Consider the following 21071-nt stretch of genomic DNA (forward strand, 5'->3'; position numbering starts at 1 on the left):
GAAACGCCGATCAACTTGATTCATGGAGACCCTGATGCGCTGGAGGCCATGAAGGATCACTTGCGTCAGAACACCCGGTTTGAGGTGGATGTGGCAGGCTACCAATCCATTTTGCGTCTTTGATGTGAGACCGGGCAAATACCCGGGGTAATCCGGATATTTACGGCGAGGATTTCTAGTAGGCCACCATTAACGTCAGTAGAGTTATCAGGGAGAGATCATGAACGGCTATTCCATTGAGGATTCACATCGAATCCAGCAGCGTGCTGCCCAATACCGGCAGCGTTACCCCCAGTTTGCCAACTGGGCAAAAGGGCGCGGGGTGATCGAACATACCGATTTGACCCAGGTGCGCGTGTTCGACCTGTGCCAGGAACTCGTTTGTGCCGGGCGTTATGACTCGCTCGACGATGCCCTGATTATTTTCGAGGCTGCAGACACCCTCACCAACGCGGCCATGTGGCTGGTAGCCCACATGACTTATGCCAGCAGAGTGGACCTGTCCGGACAGCCGCTGGCGGCGGATGACTTCAAGGAAAATCCCCAGGGGCATACCGGTGGTTCGCTGAACATGGTGCCTGCCTATCTTGGCTACACGGCCGCCAACGCGTTGGCGGGGCTGACCCGTAGCTGGCTGATGGGGCAGGGGCACTGTGTGGCGGCTATCGAAAGCGTCAACATACTGCTCGGCAATCTGCATCCAGAACAGCAGGCTCGGTACACGCTCGACGAGGCGGGGCTGTCCCGGCTGGTGAGTGACTTTTACAGCTACGCCGTCACTCCGGATGGCACACCGGGGGTTCCCCTGGGCAGTCACGTCAACCCCCACACTGCCGGCGGGCTGATCGAGGGCGGATATCTGGGCTTCGCTGAACTGCAATACACCCACATGCCGCTGCCGGGGGAGCGTCTGGTCGCGTTTCTCAGTGATGGGGCATTTGAGGAGCAGCGGGGCAGCGACTGGGCAAGCCGCTGGTGGCGAGCTGAGGACTGTGGCCTGGTGACCCCGGTGATGATTGCCAACGGCCGCCGCATCGATCAACGTTCAACGATTTTTCTGCAAGGGGGGACAGACTGGTTCCGGCAACACCTGGAACTCAATGGCTTTTACCCCATACTCATTGATGGCCGCGATCCTGCGGCCTTTATCTGGGGCATCTTCGAGGCCGAATCGAGGCTTCAGGCGTGCAGCGAACAGGTCAGCGCCGGCCACATGAGGTACCCTGTAAAGCTCCCCTATCTGATTGCCGAGACGGTCAAAGGCTATGGTTTCTATGGTGCTGGCTCAAACGCGGCGCATGGTACCCCGCTTCCGGCAATACCGAGATTTGATGAGGTCTCGCGCAGGCACTTTAACGAATCCATTGCCCGTTTGTTTGTGCCCGAGATCGAGATTCACGGCGCCCGCGACGTGCTGGCAACTCACCGGGCAGACGATCGGCCTGCGGAAAAGGATCATCCGCTGAGCTGTCGTGACGTCAAGCTGCAAACTGTGCCCGAACCGGTCTGGTTGCAAACGGCGGTATCAGAGTCGCCCATGGTTGCGATTGATCGGCAGTTTGTTGCCCTTGTAAAGGCCAACCCGGCGCTTCGTATTCGCCTGGGGAACCCGGATGAATTGCGTAGTAATCAGATGAACCAGTCGCTTGACCTTCTGAAGCATCGCACCCTGACGCCCGAGCCCGGCCTTGCGGAATCCCTTCACGGCTCGGTAATCACAGCCCTGAATGAGGAGGCCGTTGTCAGCGCCGCTCTGGGTAATAAGGGAGGTATGAATCTGGTGGTGTCCTACGAAGCGTTTGCCATGAAAATGATTGGCGCTCTTCGGCAGGAAATTATTTTTGCGCGACACCAGAAAAGTCTCGGTCGGCCCGCCCGATGGTTATCCGTGCCGGTCATTGCGACGTCGCACCTCTGGGAAAACGGCAAGAACGAGCAGTCTCATCAGGACCCGGCCTTCGGCGAAGTCCTGATGGGAGAAATGAGTGACACTGCCCGCGTTGTCTATCCTCCCGACTGCAATAGTGCTGTGGCGTGCCTTAACGAGTGTTTTCGAACCCAGGGGCAGTTCTGGGCCATGACGGTTCCCAAGGCAAAACTGCCTGCCGTTTTTGACGGCCGTCAGGCTGTGCAATTGCTCCGGGATGGTGCCATCGCTCTTGGTGAAGCCGGTGATGTGCAGTTGATCGCTGTCGGCGCCTATCAACTCCGGGTTTGCCTTGAGGTTGCCGAAGCGCTGGCTCAGAGAGGGCTTTCGAGTGGTGTGGTCTGCCTTCTCGAGCCCGGTCGATTCCGGAGTCCCCGGGATCCAATCGAGTCAGGACATCAGTCTGGTACTTCTTACAGGGCCGAGCTGTTTCCCCACGATACAAAACTCAGAGTGTTCGTCTGCCATATGCGCCCAGAGGCCTTGCTGGGAATCTGCCGTCCTCTCGATCTCGGACCCGACCGGACGCTGGCGTTTGGCTATGAAAACCATGGTGGCACCCTGGATACATCGGGGCTGCTGCAGGCCAACAAATGTGATGCCCATTCGATAGTGCAGGCGATCCTGTCAAAAAGTGGCTCCTCAGGCGCTGATAAGGCGACATTGTAGCGATGGAGCGCGAGGATCGATTTACAACAGTCTTTACGGGGAAAAGTAAAGCGTTGGTGATCACCGTACTGATTCTCACACTAAAACAATCCGGGCGGCAACCGATTCAGCTAGCCGCCCCACATACAGGTCAATCATGCTATGAATGAATCGTTCAATCACGCTGGGGCCTGGGGCATCACACTGATCGTTATCGTTCTGGTGTCCTGGTTCTTTTACCGTTATTTCGCGCCGAAAAACTGGCGGGAATGGGCCGGCGCCGGAGTGGTGCAGGCCTTCATCATTGCGCTTTATGCGGAAATGTACGGTTTTCCGCTCACTATTTATCTGTTGGTGCGTTTTTTTGGCCTCGACAGTGAGTATGTCAGCGCCAGCCTGTGGTCGACCCTGGTAGGGCTGGGCGAAACCGGGATGTTGGTCTCAATGTTGCTCGGCTATGCGCTCGCGTTCACCGGGATCGGCCTCTTTATTCAGGGGTGGCGTCAGGTCCACAAGGCGCGAGGTGAAAACCGTTTGGTGAAAGACGGCTTGTATGCGTATGTGCGGCATCCGCAGTATACGGGGCTATTCATCGCTCTGTTTGGAGAAGGTGTGGTGCACTGGCCGACGCTGTTCTCGGTCGGCCTTTTTCCGGTGATCGTGCTTGTCTACACATGGCTGGCTCGACGTGAGGAGCGGCAGGTGCTCAAGGAGTTTGGTGAGGAGTACCGTGCCTACCAGCGGCAGGTGCCGATGTTCATCCCCCGCTGGGGGCGGTGGCGTCAGCTCGCCGCTGCGTCACGAAATAGTAGTGAAAATGATACGGTGTGACGCAGGTATTGGTTTTGCCGGTCGACTGGTTCGCATCAGGCTCGATTCCGTTGAGACGGCGTACAGGAGCGATCATTCCCGGGTGTCTGACTATACTGCGTGGCGCCCCCACATACGGTGCTGGCTCAATCTCATGATATCCGGCCATTGTAAAAACTGACTTGCATCAAGATAAGGGCGGCACAACTGACAATTTCAGTTTCGTTTCAGGTCAAGGGTGTCTAATTGTTCATGTTTTGGATCGATGGCTTTATTCGAAAGCCTTTTCCGGAACAGCTATATACGTCTCTTCATCTAACCCAGAAGGGTGCACCTATGAAAAAACTCCATTTTATCAAGCTGTCGCTTGCGGCCTCCGTACTCGCCAGCGGGACTGCAATCGCAAACGAAGATACTGAGTCAAAAATTGCCAACCTTGAGTCGCAGATGGCGGCACTGCGGGAGGATGTAAAGAGCAACAACCTCGATACGCTGTCCAAGCTGCACATGGCCGGATACGCCAACGTTGATGCCATAGCGGGCTCTGATCGACAGGAAGACGGTTTTACGGCAGCACGATTTGCGCCGATCTTTCATTTTCAGTTTTCCGACAGGGTGCTGTTTGAAGGCGAACTTGAAATCGAGACGAATGCGGACGGTGAAACCGAAATCGCAGCAGAATATGCGACCATCGATCTCATGCTGAACGATTACATGGCGCTGGTGGCGGGCAAGTTCCTGAGTCCGATCGGCCAGTTCCGCCAGAATGTCCACCCAAGCTGGATCAACAAGCTGCCGACCGCGCCCGTGGGCTTTGGTCACGGGGGCGCAGCCCCGCTCTCCGACCTGGGCGTTCAGTTGCGTGGCGGCATTCCGCTGAGCGGGTCGATGCGCGCCAACTATGCGCTGTTCACCTCGAACGGTCCGACCCTTGTTGTTGATGCTGATCCCGGCGAAGAAGTGGAAATTGAACTGGAAACCGAGGCTGCCGCATCCAATGGCGATGGTAATTTCGTCTACGGTGGCCGGGTAGGGTTCCTGCCGGTGCCTGCGCTGGAGCTGGGCCTGTCCGGCGCCCTGGGCAAGATCGGAGTGGCCGAGGGGCACGATGTGTCTGACCTGGCGGCGGGAGAGCCGGACCGTGACTACACAGTCCTGGGTGCGGACGCCGTTTACAACCTTGACACCCTGCAGCTGCGCGGTGAATTCATCCAGCAGACCGTGGGAAGCGAAGCCAACAGCGCGGTTGCCGGTGGCGCGGTGACCGAAGAACTCGAATACACTGCCTGGTATGCGCAGGCGGCCTACCGGGTGCCGGATACCAAGTGGGAAGGCGTTGTCCGCATAGGTGACCTGGACACCCCGGGTGCCGATGCAAACCGCTCCCAGTGGTCCGTTGGGGTGAATTACCTGTTCGCAAACCACGTTATCATCAAGGCGGCCTACACCGTGGACGATTACGATGACAACGCTATCGACGATGACGAACGCTTCAACGTTCAGTTGGCTTACGGCTTTTAAGAGGGTATTAACATGAAACTAATGAACCGCAACCTCATCAGTAATGCTGCACTCATGGCTGCGCTTTTCTTCGGTGGCGCAGGTTCAGCCGCTGCCCAGGACGCCGACGATCCCATGGCGTTCGTCCGGGGCGCCCAGTCATGGGCCGACAACTGCGCACGGTGTCATAACATGCGCGACCCGGCCGAGTTCCGTGACGATTTCTGGGAGCCATCCGTGCTTCACATGCGTCTCAGAGCGGGCTTAACCGGGCAGGAAACAAGGGATATCCTGACCTTCCTCCAGAAAGCCAATGATCCGGCAGATAATAAGGGGGAGAATAAATGAAACGATCGTCTTTTCTGATCGCCAGCCTGGTCGCCGGGAGCTTTGCCTACTCAGGCGGAGCCGCGGCTCAGGCGGACAGCGTGGAAGCCGGCGAAAAGCTCTATAACTCCACCTGCGTTGCCTGCCATGGCGCAGACGGAAAGGGCAAGCTGCCCGGCGTTCCTGACTTCACAAAGAGCGATGGCCGGCTGACCAAGAGTGACGATGTATTGGTTACCAATATCATGGAGGGTTTCAAGAGCCCCGGCTCATCCATGGCGATGCCCGCCAAGGGTGGCATCAGCTCATTGACCAAGGAGCAGGCGGAGGCCATGGTTCTATACATGCGCCAGGCCTTTGCCAGCAATTAGTAGTTGAAGTAGGGCAACTCGAAACTCCTTGTTGCCCTACTTCTTAGCATGCGTCGTTATCGCAGAACAGCTCATACAGAACTTCTATGATCCGGCGCGCCTCCTCTCCCGCCAGGGAGTAGTGTATGGTCCGCGCTTCGCGGCGCGCAGATACCAGGCCGTCCTTGCGCAGCAGGGCGAGTTGCTGGGAGACGGCCGCCTGGCGCATCTCCAGTGCATCCGCAAGTTCGCTCACCGCCTGCTCGCCGTCGACCAGTTGGCAGAGGATCATCAGCCGGCTCCGCCCGGAGAGGGCCTTTAGCAGATTGGTGGCCTGATCCGCCGCTTCCGACATCTGATTTTTATTCATACATTCATAGCTCTGCAATCGTGAACATGTTAGGCTTGGTTCAGATGATCGGCTGCTCTTGGCCAGGTAGTCAAGTGTTGCCCGTCGTCGTCTGGCAGGCCCCGGCTCTCCATGGTCCGGCACGTGGCCATGCCAGGTATTGTGTACGGGTGCTTTCAGTGCAGCCAGCGCAGTGCGCAATCTGCTGAAAGTGCCGGAACGCGCTACTATAACAGGAGGGGCATATGTCTATCGACCGCCTTGTACTCGCCTTCGCAGGATCTTTCATTCTTGTAAGTCTGGCTCTCTCCCAGCTCCACTCGCCTTACTGGCTGTGGTTCACCGCGTTTGTGGGCGCCAACATGCTGCAGGCTGCCTTCAGCGGATTCTGCCCTCTGGCGAAGATCCTCAAGGCCCTGGGCAAGAAGCCCGGCGCCGCCTTCGATTGACGCACGGAGGCACTGTAAATGTCTGAAAACACCGAGAGTTCGTGGCTACAGTTCGCCACTGACCGTCCTCGCCTGACCGTTTGGGCCATGGTGGTTGCCACGCTGGCGCTGGTGGCGCTGGCGGCGCTGCCAAGCGTCTGGCCCGAGCGGTTCGGTCTGCTTAATCCGCTGACCATCGATACCGACCCCGAGAACATGCTCTCTTCCGACGAACCCGTGCGCGTTTTCCACGACGATATGAAGGAGCAATTCTCGCTTTATGACATGGTCGTGGTGGGTGTGGTCAACGAAAGCAACCCTGACGGGGTATTCAATGTCGGTTCGCTGCGGCGCATCTATGAGCTGACGGAGTATGCCAGTACGCTCAGGTGGCCCGATCCGGACAACCCGGGCCGGCAGGAGGGCGTGGTTGAGGAGGATATGCTCGCGCTCTCGCGGGTCGACAACATTGAGCAAGAGGGGGTCGGCTCGGTTCGTTTCAGCTGGCTCATGCCAGAGCCGCCGGATACCCGCAACCAGGCGCTCGCTATTCTTGAGCGGGCGCAACGCATTCCGCTGTTCGACAATACCCTGGTCAGCGCCGATGGTAAGGCAGTCGCCCTTTACCTGCCGCTGACCAGCAAGGACATGAGTTACCGGGTCCGCGAAGCCCTGCTTGACAAAGTCGCTGGCTGGAAGGATACCGGCGATCAGGTCTACATCACCGGGCTGCCCGTGGCGGAGGACACCTTTGGTGTGCAGATGTTCTACCAGATGGCGATCTCGGCGCCACTGGCAATGCTGGTCATCTTCCTGGTGATGTGGTGGTTCTTCCGCCACGTCCGGCTCATTACCTCGGCGATGATCGTGGCCATGGTGGCGGCCGCGAGCACCATGGCGCTGCTGGTGATCAGCGGCAGCACCGTCCACATCATGAGCTCGATGATCCCCGTATTCATCATGCCCATTGCGGTGCTGGACGCGGTGCATATCCTCTCGGAATTCTTCGACCGCTATCCCCTGCATCGTGACCGCCACCGGGCCATCCGGGAGGTTATGGGGATACTGTTCAAGCCGATGCTGTTCACCACCCTGACGACGATGGCGGGGTTTGCCTCACTGGCACTCACCCCGATCCCGCCCGTTCAGGTGTTCGGCATCTTTATCGCGATTGGTGTGTTCCTGGCCTGGTTGTGCACGGTGACCTTCATTCCGGCTTACATCATGCTGATGCCGGAGCGGCGGCTCACCGGCTTCGGTCACGCCGCCGGGGACCCGGACCAGGATACGGTCATGGGGCGCTGGCTGCGTCGCCTCGGCGAGGGCGTGGTCAGCCACGCCAGGGCGGTGCTGGTGGTTACCATGGTCGTGGTGGTGGCCGCCGGTTATGGCATCAGCCTGATCCGCATCAACGATAACCCGGTCAAGTGGTTCGAGCCCGAGCACCCCATCCGGGTGGCAGACCGGGTGCTCAACGAACATTTCGGCGGCACCTACATGGCCTATCTGGCGCTGGTTCCGGAGGGGGATAACGCGGCCCAGGACAACCAGATCTTCAAACGCCCCGAAGTCCTGCGCTACATCGCCAGGTTGCAGCAGCGGCTGGGCGAGACCGGCGTGGTCGGCAAGTCCAACTCCGTCGCCGATCTGGTCAAAACCGTTCACCGCGAACTGCTGGGCGGCGATGCCGGAGCCTTTCGCATTCCGGACAGTCCGGCGGCGGTTGCGCAGACCCTGCTCACCTACCAGAATGGCCACCGCCCCCAGGATCTCTGGCACTTCGTTACCCCCGACTACCGCCGTGCCAGCATCTGGGTTCAGCTTACCAGTGGCGACAACCGGGATATGAGCCGGGTGGTTCAGGCGCTCGACGACTTCATCGCGGCCAACCCTCCGCCTGCGTCGATCCAGGCACGCTGGTTTGGTCTTAACTATATCAATGTCGTCTGGCAGGAAAAAATGGTCAGCGGCATGGCCATGGCCCTGTTCGGCAGTTTCGTTGTTGTGCTCCTGTTGATGGCCCTATTGTTCCGCTCTCTGCTCTGGGGCCTGCTGTGCATGATCCCCCTGACCGTGACTATCGGGGCCATCTACGGTCTGATCGGCATTGTCGGCAAGAATTACGATATGCCGGTCGCCGTGCTGAGCGCCCTGAGTCTGGGGCTCGCCGTGGACTACGCCATCCACTTCCTGGCCCGTACCCGCGCCACTCAGGCCGAGACCGGCTCCTGGCGTCGCTCGGTGGCACCGATGTTCGGTGAGCCTGCACGAGCAATAACCCGCAACGCCATCGTGCTCGGCGTTGGTTTCCTGCCGCTGCTGGCGGCGCCGCTCGTGCCCTACCAGACGGTGGGGGTATTTATCGCGGCCATTCTGTTGACCGCCGGCCTGAGCACACTGCTGATCCTGCCGGCACTGGTAACCCTGCTGCAACGATGGCTGTTTCCCGGTGCCCGCAGGGCCGCCCCGAATCCGCAAAACCAAGAGGAAGGCGTGCAATGAGTAGATACTGGCCTGTTACCCTGTTCCAAAAGCTGGCCCTGGTGGTGATCGCTCTGGGCATCACGCCCATTGCCCTGGCCCAGGATGCCGGCGCTGCGCCCTCGGTGGAGCGCATTGTCAACCGTGCCAATATGGTCTCCTACTTTCAGGGGCGTGATGGCCGCGCCAGGGTCGCTATGACCATCACGGATAGCCAGGGGCGTACCCGTAGTCGCGAACTCACCATTTTGCGGAGAGACGGTCCGGAGACAGATGCCGTTGAGGGGGGCGCCTATCTCGGCGAGCAGAAGTACTATGTCTATTTCCGACGACCGGCGGATGTGAGCCAGATGACGTTGCTGGTTTGGAAACACCAGGACCGGGACGACGACCGCTGGCTGTACCTGCCGGCGCTGGATCTGGTTAAGCGAATTGCCGCTTCCGACAAACGCACCAGCTTCGTCGGCTCGGATTTCTTCTACGAGGACATCTCCGGGCGCAGTATTGATGCCGACAGCCATGAGCTGATTGAAACCACGGATAACTACTACGTAGTGCGCAACAAACCCAAGAGGCCCGGGGAGGTTGAGTTCGCCTACTACGATGTCTATATCCACAAGCAGTCGTTCCTGCCGGTTCGCACCGAGTATATCGACGACAGTGACAACCTCTACCGGCGTTACACCGCGCTGGCGGTGGAGAACATTCAGGGTTACCCCACGGTCGTCAAGGCGAGGATGGAGAATCTGCGTAACGGTGGCACTACGGAGCTGACCTACAGCGGCATTGACTATGACCTGGGCCTGCCGGAAGACGTGTTTTCGGAGCGGTATCTGCGCCGGGCACCGAGGGAGTACTTGCAGTGACCACCGGTGCACTGAGGGCAGGAGGGCGTGGATGAACACCAGAAGCCTGCTCTGGGGCATGTTGCTGACGGGTATCGTTCTCGGTGCAGCGCCCGGGGCGCTATGGGCGGCCGCGCCCGAGCTGCCGGAGGGGCTGGGTGCGCCAGCCAGTGATACCGCAGAACCGGCCCTGCCAGCGGGCCTCGGGGGTGAGACCGGAGCAGAACAGACCACCGACCGATCGGCTGCGGCGGCGCTGCCATTTCGTCTGCGCGGCTTCTGGGAGGCCCGCGGCGGAACCCGGCTGGGCGATGATCCTCACCAGCGCGATCTCTCCATCGCCGAAACCCGGTTGCAGCTCGAGGCGGAGAAGTATTTCAAGGGAGTAACGCTGCGCCTTACCGGCGATTTTCTCTATGACGACCTGGACGATGATCGGTCGGTGGACCTGGAATCGGGTGAGGGCGCGTTCGACCTGCGCGAGGCCAGCCTGGTGTTTTCGCCGAGCGCGGATACCGATGTCAAGCTGGGGCGCCAGATACTAACCTGGGGAACCGGCGACCTGGTGTTCATCAACGATCTGTTTCCCAAGGACTGGGTCTCGTTTTTTATCGGCCGCGATGTGGAGTACCTCAAGGCGCCCTCGGACGCGCTGAAGGTTTCGGCTTTTTCCAGCTGGGCCAATCTTGACCTTGTCTACACCCCCCGGTTTGACGCGGATCGCTTCATCGACGGTCGCCGTCTCTCTTTCTTCAACACAGGGCAAGGGCGGCTGACCGGGCGCAATGCGGTTGTACTGGCGGGCCGCCCGGCGGACGCGTTCGAAGACGACGAGTGGGCCGCCCGGCTGTACCGTAACCTTGGCGCCTACGAGGTCGCGCTCTACGGCTACGACGGCTTCTGGAAGAGCCCGGCCGGGGCTGATCCGGCCAGCGGTCGGGCCAGGTTTCCTCCGCTGTCGGTGCTCGGCGCCAGCCTGCGCGGGCCGGTGGGGGCCGGCATCGGCAACGTCGAGCTGGGCTATTACGATTCCCGCGCAGACCGCGATGGCGACGATCCCACAGTACGCAACAGCGAGCTGCGCCTGCTGCTCGGCTATGAGCAGGAAATTGCCCGTAACCTGACCCTGGGCCTGCAATACTACCTTGAGCGCATGGGCGAGTTTGAGGCCTACCGGCGGGCCTTGCCCCCGGGTGCCCCGGTGCGAGACGAGAATCGCCACGTCCTCACCCAGCGGCTGACATGGCTGACACACAGCCAGAATCTGGAGTGGTCGTTGTTCCTGTTCTACTCGCCCTCGGACCGGGACGCGTACCTGCGCCCCCGGGTGGGCTATCAGGTTGATGACCATCTCTCTGTTGAAGCCGGCGGAAACCTGTTTTTCGGCGCCCAGGAGGAAACCTTCTTCGGTCAGTTTGAGGACAACAATAACCTGTATCTGGGGGTACGCTATGGGTTCTGAAAAGGTTAGGTGTTGATATTGAAGGGCTGGCTACTATAGGCCTCACTCGGTTTACCCAAAGAAAAGGAAATGTATATGTCTTACACAATGAATCGCGTAATTCAGAATGTGGATTTCGAGACAGTGGATGAGCGAACCCGCAAGGCCCTGGCCGATCAGGGTTTCGGGGTTCTGACAGAAATTGATGTTAAGGCCACCATGAAAAAGAAACTGGACAAGGACATGCTCGCCTACCGAATTCTCGGTGCCTGCAATCCAGCCATGGCTTGGGAAGCCATTGGCGTGGAACCCCGGGTAGGCGCTATGTTGCCGTGCAATGTCATACTGCGCGAGACCCCGGAGGGCGTTGAAGTCAGTGCGGTTGATCCCGTGTTATCCATGACAGCGATCGAAAATGAGCAACTCAAGCATATTGCGGGTGAGGTGAGAGATAGGCTGTCTGAGATTATCAAGGCGGTCTAACTCGACTCGCACCAAAGCACTCGCTGCGTCCTTAATCATTGCCGCACCGGGTGGCTGGGCCCCTGGTTCGGCATACCAGGCAAGTTGAGCCCCGATCTAAGTCGGCCCACGTCAAAGCCACTTGCGTAGCAACAGGCCAAGCGTGTCATACACGCCTTTCATGAAGCCGCGGTGTTTCCAGGCGATGCCAGTGATTTCACTGGCATCCAGCAAATCAGTTACGAACTCGTTTCTTAACTGGCCATTCAAGGCTTCGTTTGTGGAAATCAGCGTCAGTTCATAGTTAATAAACAAACTTCTGTAGTCGAAGTTCGCTGTCCCTATGCTTCCCCAGACATCGTCAACGAGCAGCACTTTGGAATGCATTAGCCGGGGCGTGTACTCGAATATGCGAACGCCGTGTTCCAACAGTTCTCCGTAAATGGCGCGGGCCGCCCATTGTGCGGGGGTCGAGTCGGTCTTTTCGGTGGTCAGGATCCGCACATCGACTCCACGGCGGGCCGCGAGAGCAAGTTGTTTGCGCAATCCCCGGTCCGGTACGAAATAGGGCGTCGCCAGCCAGATTTTGTCGGATGCTCCAGCCAGTTGGTCTTTGATGGAGCACCGCAGCTGGATGCGGCAGGCGCGTGTGGTATTGGGAGTGATCCGGCTGTCACCGATGGTATGACTCTGTGGGCTCCAGTCAGGGTGACCGCACCAGAAGGCGTCAAACAGAGCGTCAGCCTCCGCCGCCAGAGGCCCCTCGAAGCACACATGCACGTCGCGCCAACGCTTTGGGCCGTAATAGCGCCTCGAGCCTTCGCGATGAATGTTGAAGCCGCCGAGGTACGCTGTTTTGCCGTCAATGACCAGCAGCTTGCGATGGTCGCGACGGTTGTAACGCATCGGTTGCCGCCAACTCCAGCGGTGAAAGCGCTGAAGACGGATGCCGGCGGCTCTGAGCTGGCGTCGGTGCTTTCGGGTAAGGACGCTGCTTGAGCCCAGCGCATCAACGTGAATGCGCACGTCGAGGCCGTGGCGGGACTGCTTCATCAGTTCATCAAGCAGTTCAGTCCCCACCTCGTCCGCCGCGAGGATATACGAAGCAAGAAAGATACGCTGGGTGGCAGCACGGACCGAGCGAATCATCTCCGCATAGAGTTCGTCTCCCTCACCGAACAGCCTGAACACACCCTTCACGGCTCCGCCCTCGGGTTCACAGGCGACGTCGCCGGGGTTGCCGTCCATATCTATAACCCCAAAGAGCCGATACCCAGGCTGTCGTTGGTGTCTCTGATCGACGTTTCCGCATCGGGTTCGGCCCCGGTCAGTGCGCGTATGGCATCGATGGTTTCCGGAACAACAATCGCCTGGTTGTCGACCATATAGGCATAAAACAGCTCATTGCCCTGCACTTTGAGCATGTCTTCCCAAAGCGCGACTTCATACAGGCTGTCGTGAGGTCGGCCAAGGTCGGCCATCAACTCCTTGACGCTGTTGATCGCGCTTAGCCCGTCGCTGTTCCGGAGGAAAACAATGCGGGAGGAGGTGCGGAACGCATCGAGCACTTCGTCCTTGCTCGCCTCACGTGTCAGTTGAACGGACCAGTAGTGCAGGTGGGCCAGTGTCTCCGGAACCTTGACCGCCATGGTTACCACATCCAGGTCCGGGTCGACACTTTGGGCGTCCGGGCCCTGGTGACTGGGAATCTCCGGCTCTGGCACGACGGTATTCATGATCCCGCCCTGGTGGCTCTCCCAGGGATCGGTGGCCCGGCGCAGAAGGGTTCCCCGTGCCCGGTCCAGCAAGCCGTGGCGTTTGAGCGCTGACAGGGTACGAATGATCGACGTCGTGTTGCACGATACGACGCGTGTGCAGTCACGGCCGACAGCGCTGGCGTAGTTGGCCTCGGCAACGAATGAATGGCCCGTGCTTTGATGTTTCTCGCCGCCATGAACGATGAACCTGATACCGAGCCGCCGGTAGGTTTCGATGTTCTTGCTGGCCAGGTGTTTCGGTGTACAGTCCACCACGATGTCCGCGGCTTCAAGTAAGTCATCCAGTGTGCCGGAAACATCAAGCCCGGCTGCGCCCATGGCAACGGCGTGCTCTTCAGTCGCGCCGTACAGGGCATACCCTCTACTCAGCGCGGCCCTCACTCGCCAGTCCTGCGCGACATCAGCTACGCCAGCCACAGCCATGTCTTTTTGTACCGCAACGGCTTGCGCTACCCGTTTGCCGATAACGCCATAACCGTTGACCGCGACGCGAATAATTCTCTGACCGACCATCTTTTGTATCTCCAGCTTCTGAAAAGGGGCGAGCGAACTGTTATGTTGCTTAAGTGACCAGATTATAGGCAAAGACTGAATTTCAGCTGAAAGTCCGGTTTGACGCGTAGCTCAGGGCAATGGCTTTACCGAAAAGTTGATGGTGATCAAAAAAATGCAAAGCACAGAAATGCTTTTCAGGTTCAGTTCATCCGGGCGTAGTGGAATGGAGTGCAGTAGAGGGCAACTACATTGCTTATGACCAGGTCGAACCTTGAGAGGCTCGAATGGTATGAAACCATCGAAAGGATGATCGGAAGATGTCTGCCAAAGAAAATAGTTCTGCTATCAAAGATAGTGCTGGGAAGGAGTCGGAGGGCCGGTATACCTGCCCGATGCATCCGGAGGTCATATCTGATGAGCCTGGGAATTGCCCGAAATGCGGGATGCACCTTGTGCCTCTGGAAAACAATAAAGTGAGTTCTCATTCAGATCACTCTCACCATTGTTCTGGAGATCATGAAAAACCGTCAGGCGACGATCGAACATATGACCGTGTACCACCCGGGTATTCGGGGGTGGTTTACACTTGTCCCATGCACCCTCAAGTCCGACAGACAAAGCCCGGGGCATGTCCTCTGTGCGGTATGGGACTGGAGCAGGAATCGGCCACCGCGGAAGATGAGGGGCCCAACCCGGAGTTGGTGGACTTTTCTCATCGGCTCTGGGTTGCCCTGGCATTTTCAGTGCCCTTGCTGATTTTGACCATGACTCCCTATATCGGTGTCATGGCGGTTCGCGACTTCTTCGGTGAGCGTTTGTCACTCTGGATTGAACTGGTGCTTGCTACTCCTGTAATCCTATGGTCCGGCTGGCCCTTCTTTGCTCGCGGTTACATCTCGTTTCGGACAATGAACCTGAATATGTTCAGCCTGATCGGCATGGGAGTTGGGGCGGCCTATATCTTCAGCATCGTAGCGGTGCTTGTGCCAGGGATCTTCCCGGAAGGCTTCCGGGATTCTGAAGGAAACGTCGGCGTTTATTTTGAGGCGGCAGCCGTTATCGTCACGCTGGTTCTGCTGGGCCAGGTGATGGAGCTGAGGGCCCGTGAGGGCACAGGTAAAGCCATACGTGCGTTGCTGGACATGGCCGCGAAATCGGCGCGCCTGATCCGGCCCGATGGAACCGAGGAAGAAGTCGCTCTGGAGGATGTGAAGGTCGGTGATCACCTGCGTGTTCGGCCCGGTGATAAGGTGCCCGTTGACGGCGTGGTTGTTGAAGGTCGCTCTTCCATTGATGAGTCGATGATTTCCGGGGAGCCAGTTCCGGTAGAGAAGGTGGAAGGAGACAAGGTCACCGGGGCCACCATCAACGGTACCGGAAGCCTGGTTATGGAGGCGACCCGGGTTGGTGCGGATACTACGCTCAGTCAGATTGTCGAAATGGTTGCCAACGCCCAGCGTAGCCGCGCGCCTATCCAGAAGTTTGCCGATATGGTGGCCGGCAAGTTCGTACCGGCGGTTATTGCCATAGCCGCCCTGTCCTTTGTGGCGTGGGCCATCTGGGGACCGGCGCCAGCTTTGTCGTATGCGCTCGTGTCTGCGGTAGCGGTGCTTATCATCGCTTGCCCTTGCGCATTGGGGTTGGCTACGCCCATGTCAATCATGACGGCGACAGGGCGAGGCGCCCAGTTGGGTGTGCTGATCAAGAACGCCGAAGCCCTGGAGCGTTTTGCCAAGGTGGATACCTTGATTGTGGATAAAACCGGTACCTTGACGGAAGGCAAGCCCAGGCTCGTGGCTGTGCTGCCGGAATCGGGTCATGACGAGACCGAGGTCCTCAGGCTTGCTGCCACACTGGAGAAGGGGTCAGAGCATCCACTTGCCGAAGCCATCGTTTCCGGCGCCGAGGCGCGTAACGTAATGCTTGGAAAGGCCGATGACTTTGAAGCCGTTACAGGCAAGGGGGTTAAGGGTGTTGTGGATGGCAACCCGGTGGCATTGGGCAATGCCAAGCTGCTGGAGGAACTGGGCTTGGACGGCGGCCATCTGATGGAGGTAGCCAATGGCCGGCGCGACGAGGGCGAAACGGTCATGTTTGTGGTGCTTGAGGGCGCTGTTGCGGGCCTGGTCAGTGTTGCTGACCCAGTCAAGGAAACGACACCCGCTGCGCTGAAGGCGCTACACGCCGCTGGTTTCCGCATAATCATGGCAACTGGCGACAATGAGCGCACGGCAAAGGCGGTGGCGGGTAAACTCGGTATCGATGAGATTCGTGCCGATGTGCTGCCAGAGGACAAGGCCAGCATCATTCGCGAACTTCAGAGCCAGGGGCGCAAGGTAGCGATGGCGGGGGACGGCGTAAATGACGCACCCGCCCTGGCCCAGGCCGATGTTGGCATTGCGATGGGAACCGGCGCGGATGTCGCCATTGAGAGTGCGGGCTTTACCCTGGTTAAGGGTAACCTCGACGGCATTGTCCGCGCCAGGCGGCTGTCCCAGGCGACGATGCGGAATATCAAGCAGAATCTGTTTTTTGCCCTGGTCTATAACGGCGCGGGTGTGCCAATAGCTGCGGGCGTACTCTACCCATTTTTTGGCATTCTGATAGGACCGATCTTTGCCGCTTTTGCAATGAGTGCGTCCTCGTTGTCAGTGGTGATGAACTCCCTGCGTTTGCGTCGAGAGAAAGTCTAGGCGCGAAACGACCATATCGATGACCTCAGCACAGGTAGCCCCATCCTGTGGCTACCTGTGCTGAGGTCGGAGTAAAAATCAGTTTGGCCAGGGAAAACTAATGAAAATTGTGTTCTTTGAGGCAGAGAAGTGGGAGTGCGATATTCTGCAGCAGGCCTGCTGCAATCATGAGGTTGTTTTCACGGACGAGGAACTCGGAACAGCCAACGTTGGGCTATACAGGGACGCCGATATCATCTCCCCTTTCGTTCATTCGGTCCTGGACCACTCGGTCCTTGACTGTTTTGAGCATCTGAAGTTCATTGCTACCCGGTCGACGGGATACGACCATATCGATTTGGAGTATTGCACCAGAAATGCGATTCCAGTCAGCAATGTGCCCGTCTACGGTGACCAGACTGTTGCGGAGCATGTTTTTGCGCTGCTCCTTGCCATTAGCCACAAGATTCCAGAGGCGATCAATCGCACTCGCAAGGGGGATTTTTCTCAGAAAGGCCTGCAGGGGTTTGACCTGCAAGGCAAAACCCTGGGAGTGATCGGTACCGGGTCTATCGGAAAGCGTGTCGTAGAAATAGCGCAGGGGTTTCGCCTGAACGTTCTTGCCTGCGATCCCAGGCCGGATGACGTATTCGCGGATCAATACAACGTGTCTTACGTCGATTTGGATCGTCTTCTTGAGCAGTCCGATGTGGTGACGCTGCACGTACCTGGCAGCAAATCGGCCAAGCATCTTCTGTCGGACAGGGAGTTCGCCCGGATGAAGCGCGGGGTTGTCCTGATTAATACCGCTCGCGGCTCCATTGTTGACACTCAGGCGTTGCTGTACGCGCTGGCGGATGGGAAAGTGTCGGCTGCCGGTCTTGATGTACTGCCGGATGAGCCCTCCATCAGGGAGGAGGCGGAATTGATCCGCTCCTTTTTTGACAAGAAACATGATCTGGAAACGCTGTTCGCCAACCATGTTCTTCAGCACATGAGAAACGTCATCGTCACCCCGCACAGTGCGTTCAATACGAAAGAGGCTGTCGAAAGAATCCTCACGACCACCGGCGAAAACATTGTTGGCTTCATTGAGGGTGCACCCCGCAATCTTGTGAACAAACACTGAGCCAGGATGATTTTTTATGCCGATGCTCTATACCTATTTGATCTGGGGTGTGTTGTTGGTGCTGCTGTCGGGATTGGTTCTTGTTGTTACCTGCAATAAGAAGATGCTGAGGATGAGCCTTGGTACCGCTCCCCTGGGGTCGTGAATTCAGATAATAACTGCAGCATTTTTCGTAATTTATACGAGCATCGCTATTGGCAGACCAGGACATAATAAAAGGCTAATCATCATGTGGAACGAAAAAGGCAATAGCCATCTCCAACAACCCATCTTGCCGTCACTATTCAGCATTGGCGCCATTGGTTTGACCCTCGCTGGCGCGCTGATCTGGCAGTCTGAGTTTGCGTATGCGCTTGATTATGTTTCCTCGTACGTGGATGGTCTGCTGCGCTGGTGGTATGTGGCACTGGTTGCGTTTCTGACGGCATTTGTTATTTGGCTAGGGCTGGGGCGTTACAAGAACGTGCGCCTTGGTAAAGACTACGAACAACCGGAATACCGGCTTTTTCCCTGGTTGGCGATGCTGTTTGCGGCCGGCACGGGTGTGGGGCTGCTGTTCTGGAGCATCGCCGAGCCAATCATGCACTTTCAGGGTAACCCTTTTACTTCGGAGGGCTTTACTCCCTCCGCTGCGTCTACTGCAATTCAATTGTCGTTTTTCCACTGGGGGCTGAACGGATGGGCTATTTTTGCGTTGGTCGCGATTGCATTCGGATACTTCAGCTATCGCCATGATCTCCCGCTCGCGCCTCGATCAGCGCTGTACCCGTTTATTGGTGAAAGAATCTTTGGCTTTTGGGGGCACGTCGTTGACGCGCTCGCTGTTTTTGCGACTGTATTTGGTCTGGCGACGACGCTGGGGCTGGGAGCCCGTCAGACTGGCACGGGGCTCAAGTGGCTTTTCTCCGTGGAGGCGTCTCTTTGGGTGGAGCTGTCGGTGGTCGCCGTGGTTACTGTAATCGCGACGATTTCGGTGGTTTCTGGGGTCAGGCGGGGCGTGAAAATATTGAGTGAGGTAAATCTTTGGCTAACGCTGATTTTACTCGCCGCCTTTATGATTATTGGCCCCTTTGATTACATGGCAGGGTTGTTGGTGCAGGAAATTGGCGGTTACCTGGATAGTCTATTGATCATGACATTCTATGTTGGCGCCAATGAACCGGGAAATTGGCAATCGACCTGGACGGTGTTTTTCTGGGGCTGGTGGCTGGCCTGGTCACCTTTTGTCGGGTTGTTTATCGCCCGGATATCCCGCGGCCGCACCCTGAGAGAGTTTGTTTTCGGGGTTCTTCTCTTACCAACGCTGGTGACTTTTGTATGGATCTCGGTGATGGGGGGCGCTGCACTCCACAGCGAGCTATTCGGGGGTGGCGGAATTGTTGAGGCGGTCAATAAAGACATCGCCTATGCACTTTTCGCGACCATTGAGCACCTGCAGACGACTGACTCAATTAAATTTTTGATGGGTCTGGTGGCAACGCTCCTTATCAGCATCTACTTTATAACGTCTGCTGACTCCGGCGCATTGGTGGTCAATATCATTTTATCAGGAGGGCAGCTTGAGCCTCCCAAGGTGTCGAGAGCAGGCTGGGCCATTGGCAACGGAGTATTGACCGCGGTATTGCTAGTGGCGGGAGGTATTGCCGTCCTCCAGGATGCGGTCATCCTCGCGGCCCTGCCATTCTCGCTGGTTATCGTTGCTATGACAGCTGGCCTGTTGAAGGCGCTGCATCATGAGCCGCTGACGGCACCCCGGGAGGGTTGTAAGCAACACCGGGCCGCTGAGCCATGGACCGGATCGGATAAGGCATGACTGCACCCCTGAAAAGCTCACAACCAGGTTCAGCGACATGACCCCTGGCCCCGTGAGCGCAGGGCTGATGAGGTCTTCCAGATCGTAAGCCATGTTGGAAAGCGATAGCACCTTGGTTTACTCGTCTTCATCGGGGGGAGGGTGAGAGTATGCCGAATTGGACACTGCCCCCTCTGTCAAGGTTGTTGAAGCCATCTGGCTACAGTAGCATTCTCATGCCATCCCCCCAGGGGGGATAGGTCAAAAGCTGGTTTTGATCCTGGCCGGGATCGTTTATGGCTCAATGGCTTTGCTGGCTGATGGCCTGCACATGGGTTCGCACGCGGTGGCTCTGGGTATTGCCGCCTTCGCCTATGCGTATGCCAGGAAAAACGCGGGCAGCGCCAGGTTCTCTTTCGGGACGGGGAAGGTCAATGCGCTGGGCGGCTTTACCGGCGCGATTCTGCTGGCTGTCTTTGCGCTCTACATGGTCATCGAGAGCGTCGGGCGTTTTATCCAGCCCGTCCCCATTTCTTTCGATGGGGCTATTTTTGTGGCCATCATTGGCCTGGTAGTCAACGGGGTGTCAGCTTGGATACTGGGGGATGCAGGCCATGATCATGGTCACAGTCACGGCCACCACCATCATCACCATGACCACAACCGCCGGGCCGCTTACCTGCATGTACTTGCGGATGCGCTGACGTCAGTCCTTGCTATTGTTGCCCTTCTGGCGGGTAAATATGCCGGGTGGAACTGGATGGACCCGATGATGGGGATTATCGGTGCGATTCTGGTAACCCGTTGGTCCTGGCATCTGCTGAAAGAGACCTCAAAGGTCCTCCTCGACGAGCAGCATCAGGACATGGAGGAAACCGTCAGACAGGCCGTCGAAGACGACGATGCCAAAGTCAGTGATCTGCATGTGTGGGCGATAGGCCCAAACATTCATGCGGCTATTGTCTCAGTCGTCTCGCATCAGCCCGAGTCGCCTACAGTCTATAAAAAGCGCATTCAGGCACACTGCCAGTCCCTGGTCAATCATGCCAATCACGCTTTCAAGATGGCCGTTTGCCCGCTTCAGACGTTTGATAATGTTCGGGTGAGATTGATGCGTGTGATCATTTACCATTTTTAATTCCTATCCCCCACGGGGGGATGGTATCCTCCGTTCTCGTTGAAATCCAACCACAGACTCGACGCAGTAGATTGATGATTTCGGCCATTCACCCGAGAAAACTGCTTCCAACGCTCGTCATACTCCTTGCATTGGCGGGCCTGTCACTGTCGGTGATTGGCGAGTCATTCTCTCATGGTGTGGCCAACTTGGCAGGCGACTGGGAATCGCAGTTTGACGGCCAAGCGAGCAGTCATGGTGCGCATGGACACACCCATGATTTTGACGAAGAGCCAGAGACATCATCAGTGCATCATGATGCTGGCAATCATACCCACGAGACCGTGGACCACCTCAGGGTTCCGTTTGTTTCCCAAAGCCTGACCGTTCTCCGGCAGCCCGTGCCCTTTGTCGGAGGTTCTCCCCGCAGTTTGCGCTATCGGCTTGAACGTCCTCCAAAAGCTCTCCTTTCCGCTTGATTCTTGCCGCTTAGGCGGCCCGAGAAAACACATTCGATTGG

Annotated in this window: 18 protein-coding genes and 2 pseudogenes; 16 read left to right on the forward strand and 4 right to left on the reverse strand. The window is 57.7% G+C overall.

Translation table 11 applies throughout. The features are described from left to right. The first annotated feature begins 15 nt into the window (after positions 1-15). The 6 genes from MDHKLMBL_RS21410 (at position 16) to MDHKLMBL_RS19385 (ending at position 5583) form a co-directional block, all read left to right on the forward strand. Positions 16-123, forward strand: a complete 108-nt coding sequence (locus MDHKLMBL_RS21410) for a hypothetical protein (protein ID WP_341866811.1) — start codon at positions 16-18, stop codon at positions 121-123. A 97-nt stretch (positions 124-220) separates the two neighbouring features. Further along, positions 221-2596, forward strand: coding sequence for a phosphoketolase family protein (locus tag MDHKLMBL_RS19365; protein ID WP_104272251.1), 2376 nt, complete (start codon positions 221-223; stop codon positions 2594-2596). A 141-nt stretch (positions 2597-2737) separates the two neighbouring features. Further along, positions 2738-3406 (forward strand): methyltransferase family protein, encoded by a 669-nt coding sequence (locus MDHKLMBL_RS19370; protein ID WP_053113994.1) that lies wholly within the window; start codon positions 2738-2740, stop codon positions 3404-3406. 315 nt (positions 3407-3721) lie between these two features. Next, positions 3722-4906: a porin gene (locus MDHKLMBL_RS19375; protein ID WP_104272255.1), complete on the forward strand. Its 1185-nt coding sequence runs from the start codon at positions 3722-3724 to the stop codon at positions 4904-4906. 12 nt (positions 4907-4918) lie between these two features. Further along, positions 4919-5233, forward strand: a complete 315-nt coding sequence (locus MDHKLMBL_RS19380) for a hypothetical protein (protein ID WP_008170017.1) — start codon at positions 4919-4921, stop codon at positions 5231-5233. Continuing rightward, a complete protein-coding gene (locus tag MDHKLMBL_RS19385; protein ID WP_008170016.1) occupies positions 5230-5583 on the forward strand; it encodes a c-type cytochrome in 354 nt (117 codons plus the stop codon). Before MDHKLMBL_RS19380 ends, MDHKLMBL_RS19385 begins: the two co-directional genes overlap by 4 nt. A gap of 43 nt (positions 5584-5626) precedes the next feature. On the opposite strand, the gene MDHKLMBL_RS19390 is transcribed toward MDHKLMBL_RS19385, so the two are convergent. Further along, positions 5627-5932, reverse strand: coding sequence for an ArsR/SmtB family transcription factor (locus MDHKLMBL_RS19390; protein ID WP_008170014.1), 306 nt, complete (start codon positions 5930-5932; stop codon positions 5627-5629). 224 nt (positions 5933-6156) lie between these two features. On the opposite strand from MDHKLMBL_RS19390, the gene MDHKLMBL_RS19395 reads away from it, so the two are divergent. The 5 genes from MDHKLMBL_RS19395 (at position 6157) to MDHKLMBL_RS19415 (ending at position 11589) form a co-directional block, all read left to right on the forward strand. Next, positions 6157-6360: a YgaP family membrane protein gene (locus MDHKLMBL_RS19395; protein WP_053113999.1), complete on the forward strand. Its 204-nt coding sequence runs from the start codon at positions 6157-6159 to the stop codon at positions 6358-6360. Positions 6361-6378: 18 nt separating this feature from the next. After that, positions 6379-8841 carry an efflux RND transporter permease subunit gene (locus tag MDHKLMBL_RS19400; RefSeq protein ID WP_104272257.1) on the forward strand — a complete coding sequence of 821 codons (2463 nt, stop codon included), beginning with the start codon at positions 6379-6381 and terminating at the stop codon, positions 8839-8841. After that, positions 8838-9686, forward strand: coding sequence for an outer membrane lipoprotein-sorting protein (locus MDHKLMBL_RS19405; RefSeq protein ID WP_104272259.1), 849 nt, complete (start codon positions 8838-8840; stop codon positions 9684-9686). Before MDHKLMBL_RS19400 ends, MDHKLMBL_RS19405 begins: the two co-directional genes overlap by 4 nt. Before the next feature lie 31 nt (positions 9687-9717). After that, on the forward strand, positions 9718-11127 hold the full coding sequence (locus MDHKLMBL_RS19410; RefSeq protein WP_104272261.1) for a hypothetical protein: 1410 nt from the start codon (positions 9718-9720) through the stop codon (positions 11125-11127). Between the two features lie 75 nt (positions 11128-11202). Continuing rightward, positions 11203-11589, forward strand: a complete 387-nt coding sequence (locus MDHKLMBL_RS19415) for a DUF302 domain-containing protein (RefSeq protein ID WP_091854522.1) — start codon at positions 11203-11205, stop codon at positions 11587-11589. A 111-nt stretch (positions 11590-11700) separates the two neighbouring features. Here the strand turns inward: MDHKLMBL_RS19415 and MDHKLMBL_RS19420 are convergent, their stop codons facing one another. Then, a complete protein-coding gene (locus tag MDHKLMBL_RS19420; protein ID WP_091854524.1) occupies positions 11701-12816 on the reverse strand; it encodes a phospholipase D-like domain-containing protein in 1116 nt (371 codons plus the stop codon). Between the two features lie 2 nt (positions 12817-12818). Further along, positions 12819-13859, reverse strand: a complete 1041-nt coding sequence (locus MDHKLMBL_RS19425; RefSeq protein ID WP_053114010.1) for a type II glyceraldehyde-3-phosphate dehydrogenase — start codon at positions 13857-13859, stop codon at positions 12819-12821. Between the two features lie 374 nt (positions 13860-14233). Between MDHKLMBL_RS19425 and MDHKLMBL_RS19430 the strand changes: the two genes are divergently transcribed. The 4 genes and pseudogenes from MDHKLMBL_RS19430 to dmeF all read left to right on the forward strand — a co-directional run. Beyond that, positions 14234-16534 carry a copper-transporting P-type ATPase gene (locus MDHKLMBL_RS19430; protein ID WP_273085731.1) on the forward strand — a complete coding sequence of 767 codons (2301 nt, stop codon included), beginning with the start codon at positions 14234-14236 and terminating at the stop codon, positions 16532-16534. A 100-nt stretch (positions 16535-16634) separates the two neighbouring features. After that, positions 16635-17642: a hydroxyacid dehydrogenase gene (locus MDHKLMBL_RS19435; protein ID WP_104272268.1), complete on the forward strand. Its 1008-nt coding sequence runs from the start codon at positions 16635-16637 to the stop codon at positions 17640-17642. Between the two features lie 229 nt (positions 17643-17871). Continuing rightward, positions 17872-19455 carry a BCCT family transporter gene (locus MDHKLMBL_RS19440; protein WP_104272269.1) on the forward strand — a complete coding sequence of 528 codons (1584 nt, stop codon included), beginning with the start codon at positions 17872-17874 and terminating at the stop codon, positions 19453-19455. A 253-nt stretch (positions 19456-19708) separates the two neighbouring features. Beyond that, positions 19709-20446: pseudogene (gene dmeF, locus MDHKLMBL_RS19445) on the forward strand (CDF family Co(II)/Ni(II) efflux transporter DmeF); the annotation flags it as partial. 18 nt (positions 20447-20464) lie between these two features. On the opposite strand, the pseudogene MDHKLMBL_RS20850 reads toward dmeF, so the two are convergent. Further along, a pseudogene (locus tag MDHKLMBL_RS20850) lies at positions 20465-20566 on the reverse strand (metal-sensing transcriptional repressor); the annotation flags it as partial. 80 nt (positions 20567-20646) lie between these two features. Here MDHKLMBL_RS20850 and MDHKLMBL_RS19450 point away from each other — a divergent pair. Beyond that, positions 20647-21030: a hypothetical protein gene (locus tag MDHKLMBL_RS19450; protein ID WP_104272272.1), complete on the forward strand. Its 384-nt coding sequence runs from the start codon at positions 20647-20649 to the stop codon at positions 21028-21030. Positions 21031-21071 lie beyond the last annotated feature (41 nt).

Source organism: Marinobacter flavimaris (assembly GCF_002933295.1).
GTDB lineage: Bacteria > Pseudomonadota > Gammaproteobacteria > Pseudomonadales > Oleiphilaceae > Marinobacter > Marinobacter flavimaris.

What these genes read in the sequence shown, in the direction of transcription:
- MDHKLMBL_RS19365 (WP_104272251.1), top strand. Translation starts at nt 221, where the DNA reads ATGAACGGCTATTCCATTGAGGATTCACATCGAATCCAGCAGCGTGCT.
- MDHKLMBL_RS19370 (WP_053113994.1), top strand. Translation starts at nt 2,738, where the DNA reads ATGAATGAATCGTTCAATCACGCTGGGGCCTGGGGCATCACACTGATC.
- MDHKLMBL_RS19375 (WP_104272255.1), top strand. Translation starts at nt 3,722, where the DNA reads ATGAAAAAACTCCATTTTATCAAGCTGTCGCTTGCGGCCTCCGTACTC.
- MDHKLMBL_RS19380 (WP_008170017.1), top strand. Translation starts at nt 4,919, where the DNA reads ATGAAACTAATGAACCGCAACCTCATCAGTAATGCTGCACTCATGGCT.
- MDHKLMBL_RS19385 (WP_008170016.1), top strand. Translation starts at nt 5,230, where the DNA reads ATGAAACGATCGTCTTTTCTGATCGCCAGCCTGGTCGCCGGGAGCTTT.
- MDHKLMBL_RS19390 (WP_008170014.1), bottom strand. Translation starts at nt 5,932, where the DNA reads ATGAATAAAAATCAGATGTCGGAAGCGGCGGATCAGGCCACCAATCTG.
- MDHKLMBL_RS19395 (WP_053113999.1), top strand. Translation starts at nt 6,157, where the DNA reads ATGTCTATCGACCGCCTTGTACTCGCCTTCGCAGGATCTTTCATTCTT.
- MDHKLMBL_RS19400 (WP_104272257.1), top strand. Translation starts at nt 6,379, where the DNA reads ATGTCTGAAAACACCGAGAGTTCGTGGCTACAGTTCGCCACTGACCGT.
- MDHKLMBL_RS19405 (WP_104272259.1), top strand. Translation starts at nt 8,838, where the DNA reads ATGAGTAGATACTGGCCTGTTACCCTGTTCCAAAAGCTGGCCCTGGTG.
- MDHKLMBL_RS19410 (WP_104272261.1), top strand. Translation starts at nt 9,718, where the DNA reads ATGAACACCAGAAGCCTGCTCTGGGGCATGTTGCTGACGGGTATCGTT.
- MDHKLMBL_RS19415 (WP_091854522.1), top strand. Translation starts at nt 11,203, where the DNA reads ATGTCTTACACAATGAATCGCGTAATTCAGAATGTGGATTTCGAGACA.
- MDHKLMBL_RS19420 (WP_091854524.1), bottom strand. Translation starts at nt 12,816, where the DNA reads ATGGACGGCAACCCCGGCGACGTCGCCTGTGAACCCGAGGGCGGAGCC.
- MDHKLMBL_RS19425 (WP_053114010.1), bottom strand. Translation starts at nt 13,859, where the DNA reads ATGGTCGGTCAGAGAATTATTCGCGTCGCGGTCAACGGTTATGGCGTT.
- MDHKLMBL_RS19430 (WP_273085731.1), top strand. Translation starts at nt 14,234, where the DNA reads ATGCATCCGGAGGTCATATCTGATGAGCCTGGGAATTGCCCGAAATGC.
- MDHKLMBL_RS19435 (WP_104272268.1), top strand. Translation starts at nt 16,635, where the DNA reads ATGAAAATTGTGTTCTTTGAGGCAGAGAAGTGGGAGTGCGATATTCTG.
- MDHKLMBL_RS19440 (WP_104272269.1), top strand. Translation starts at nt 17,872, where the DNA reads ATGTGGAACGAAAAAGGCAATAGCCATCTCCAACAACCCATCTTGCCG.
- MDHKLMBL_RS19450 (WP_104272272.1), top strand. Translation starts at nt 20,647, where the DNA reads ATGATTTCGGCCATTCACCCGAGAAAACTGCTTCCAACGCTCGTCATA.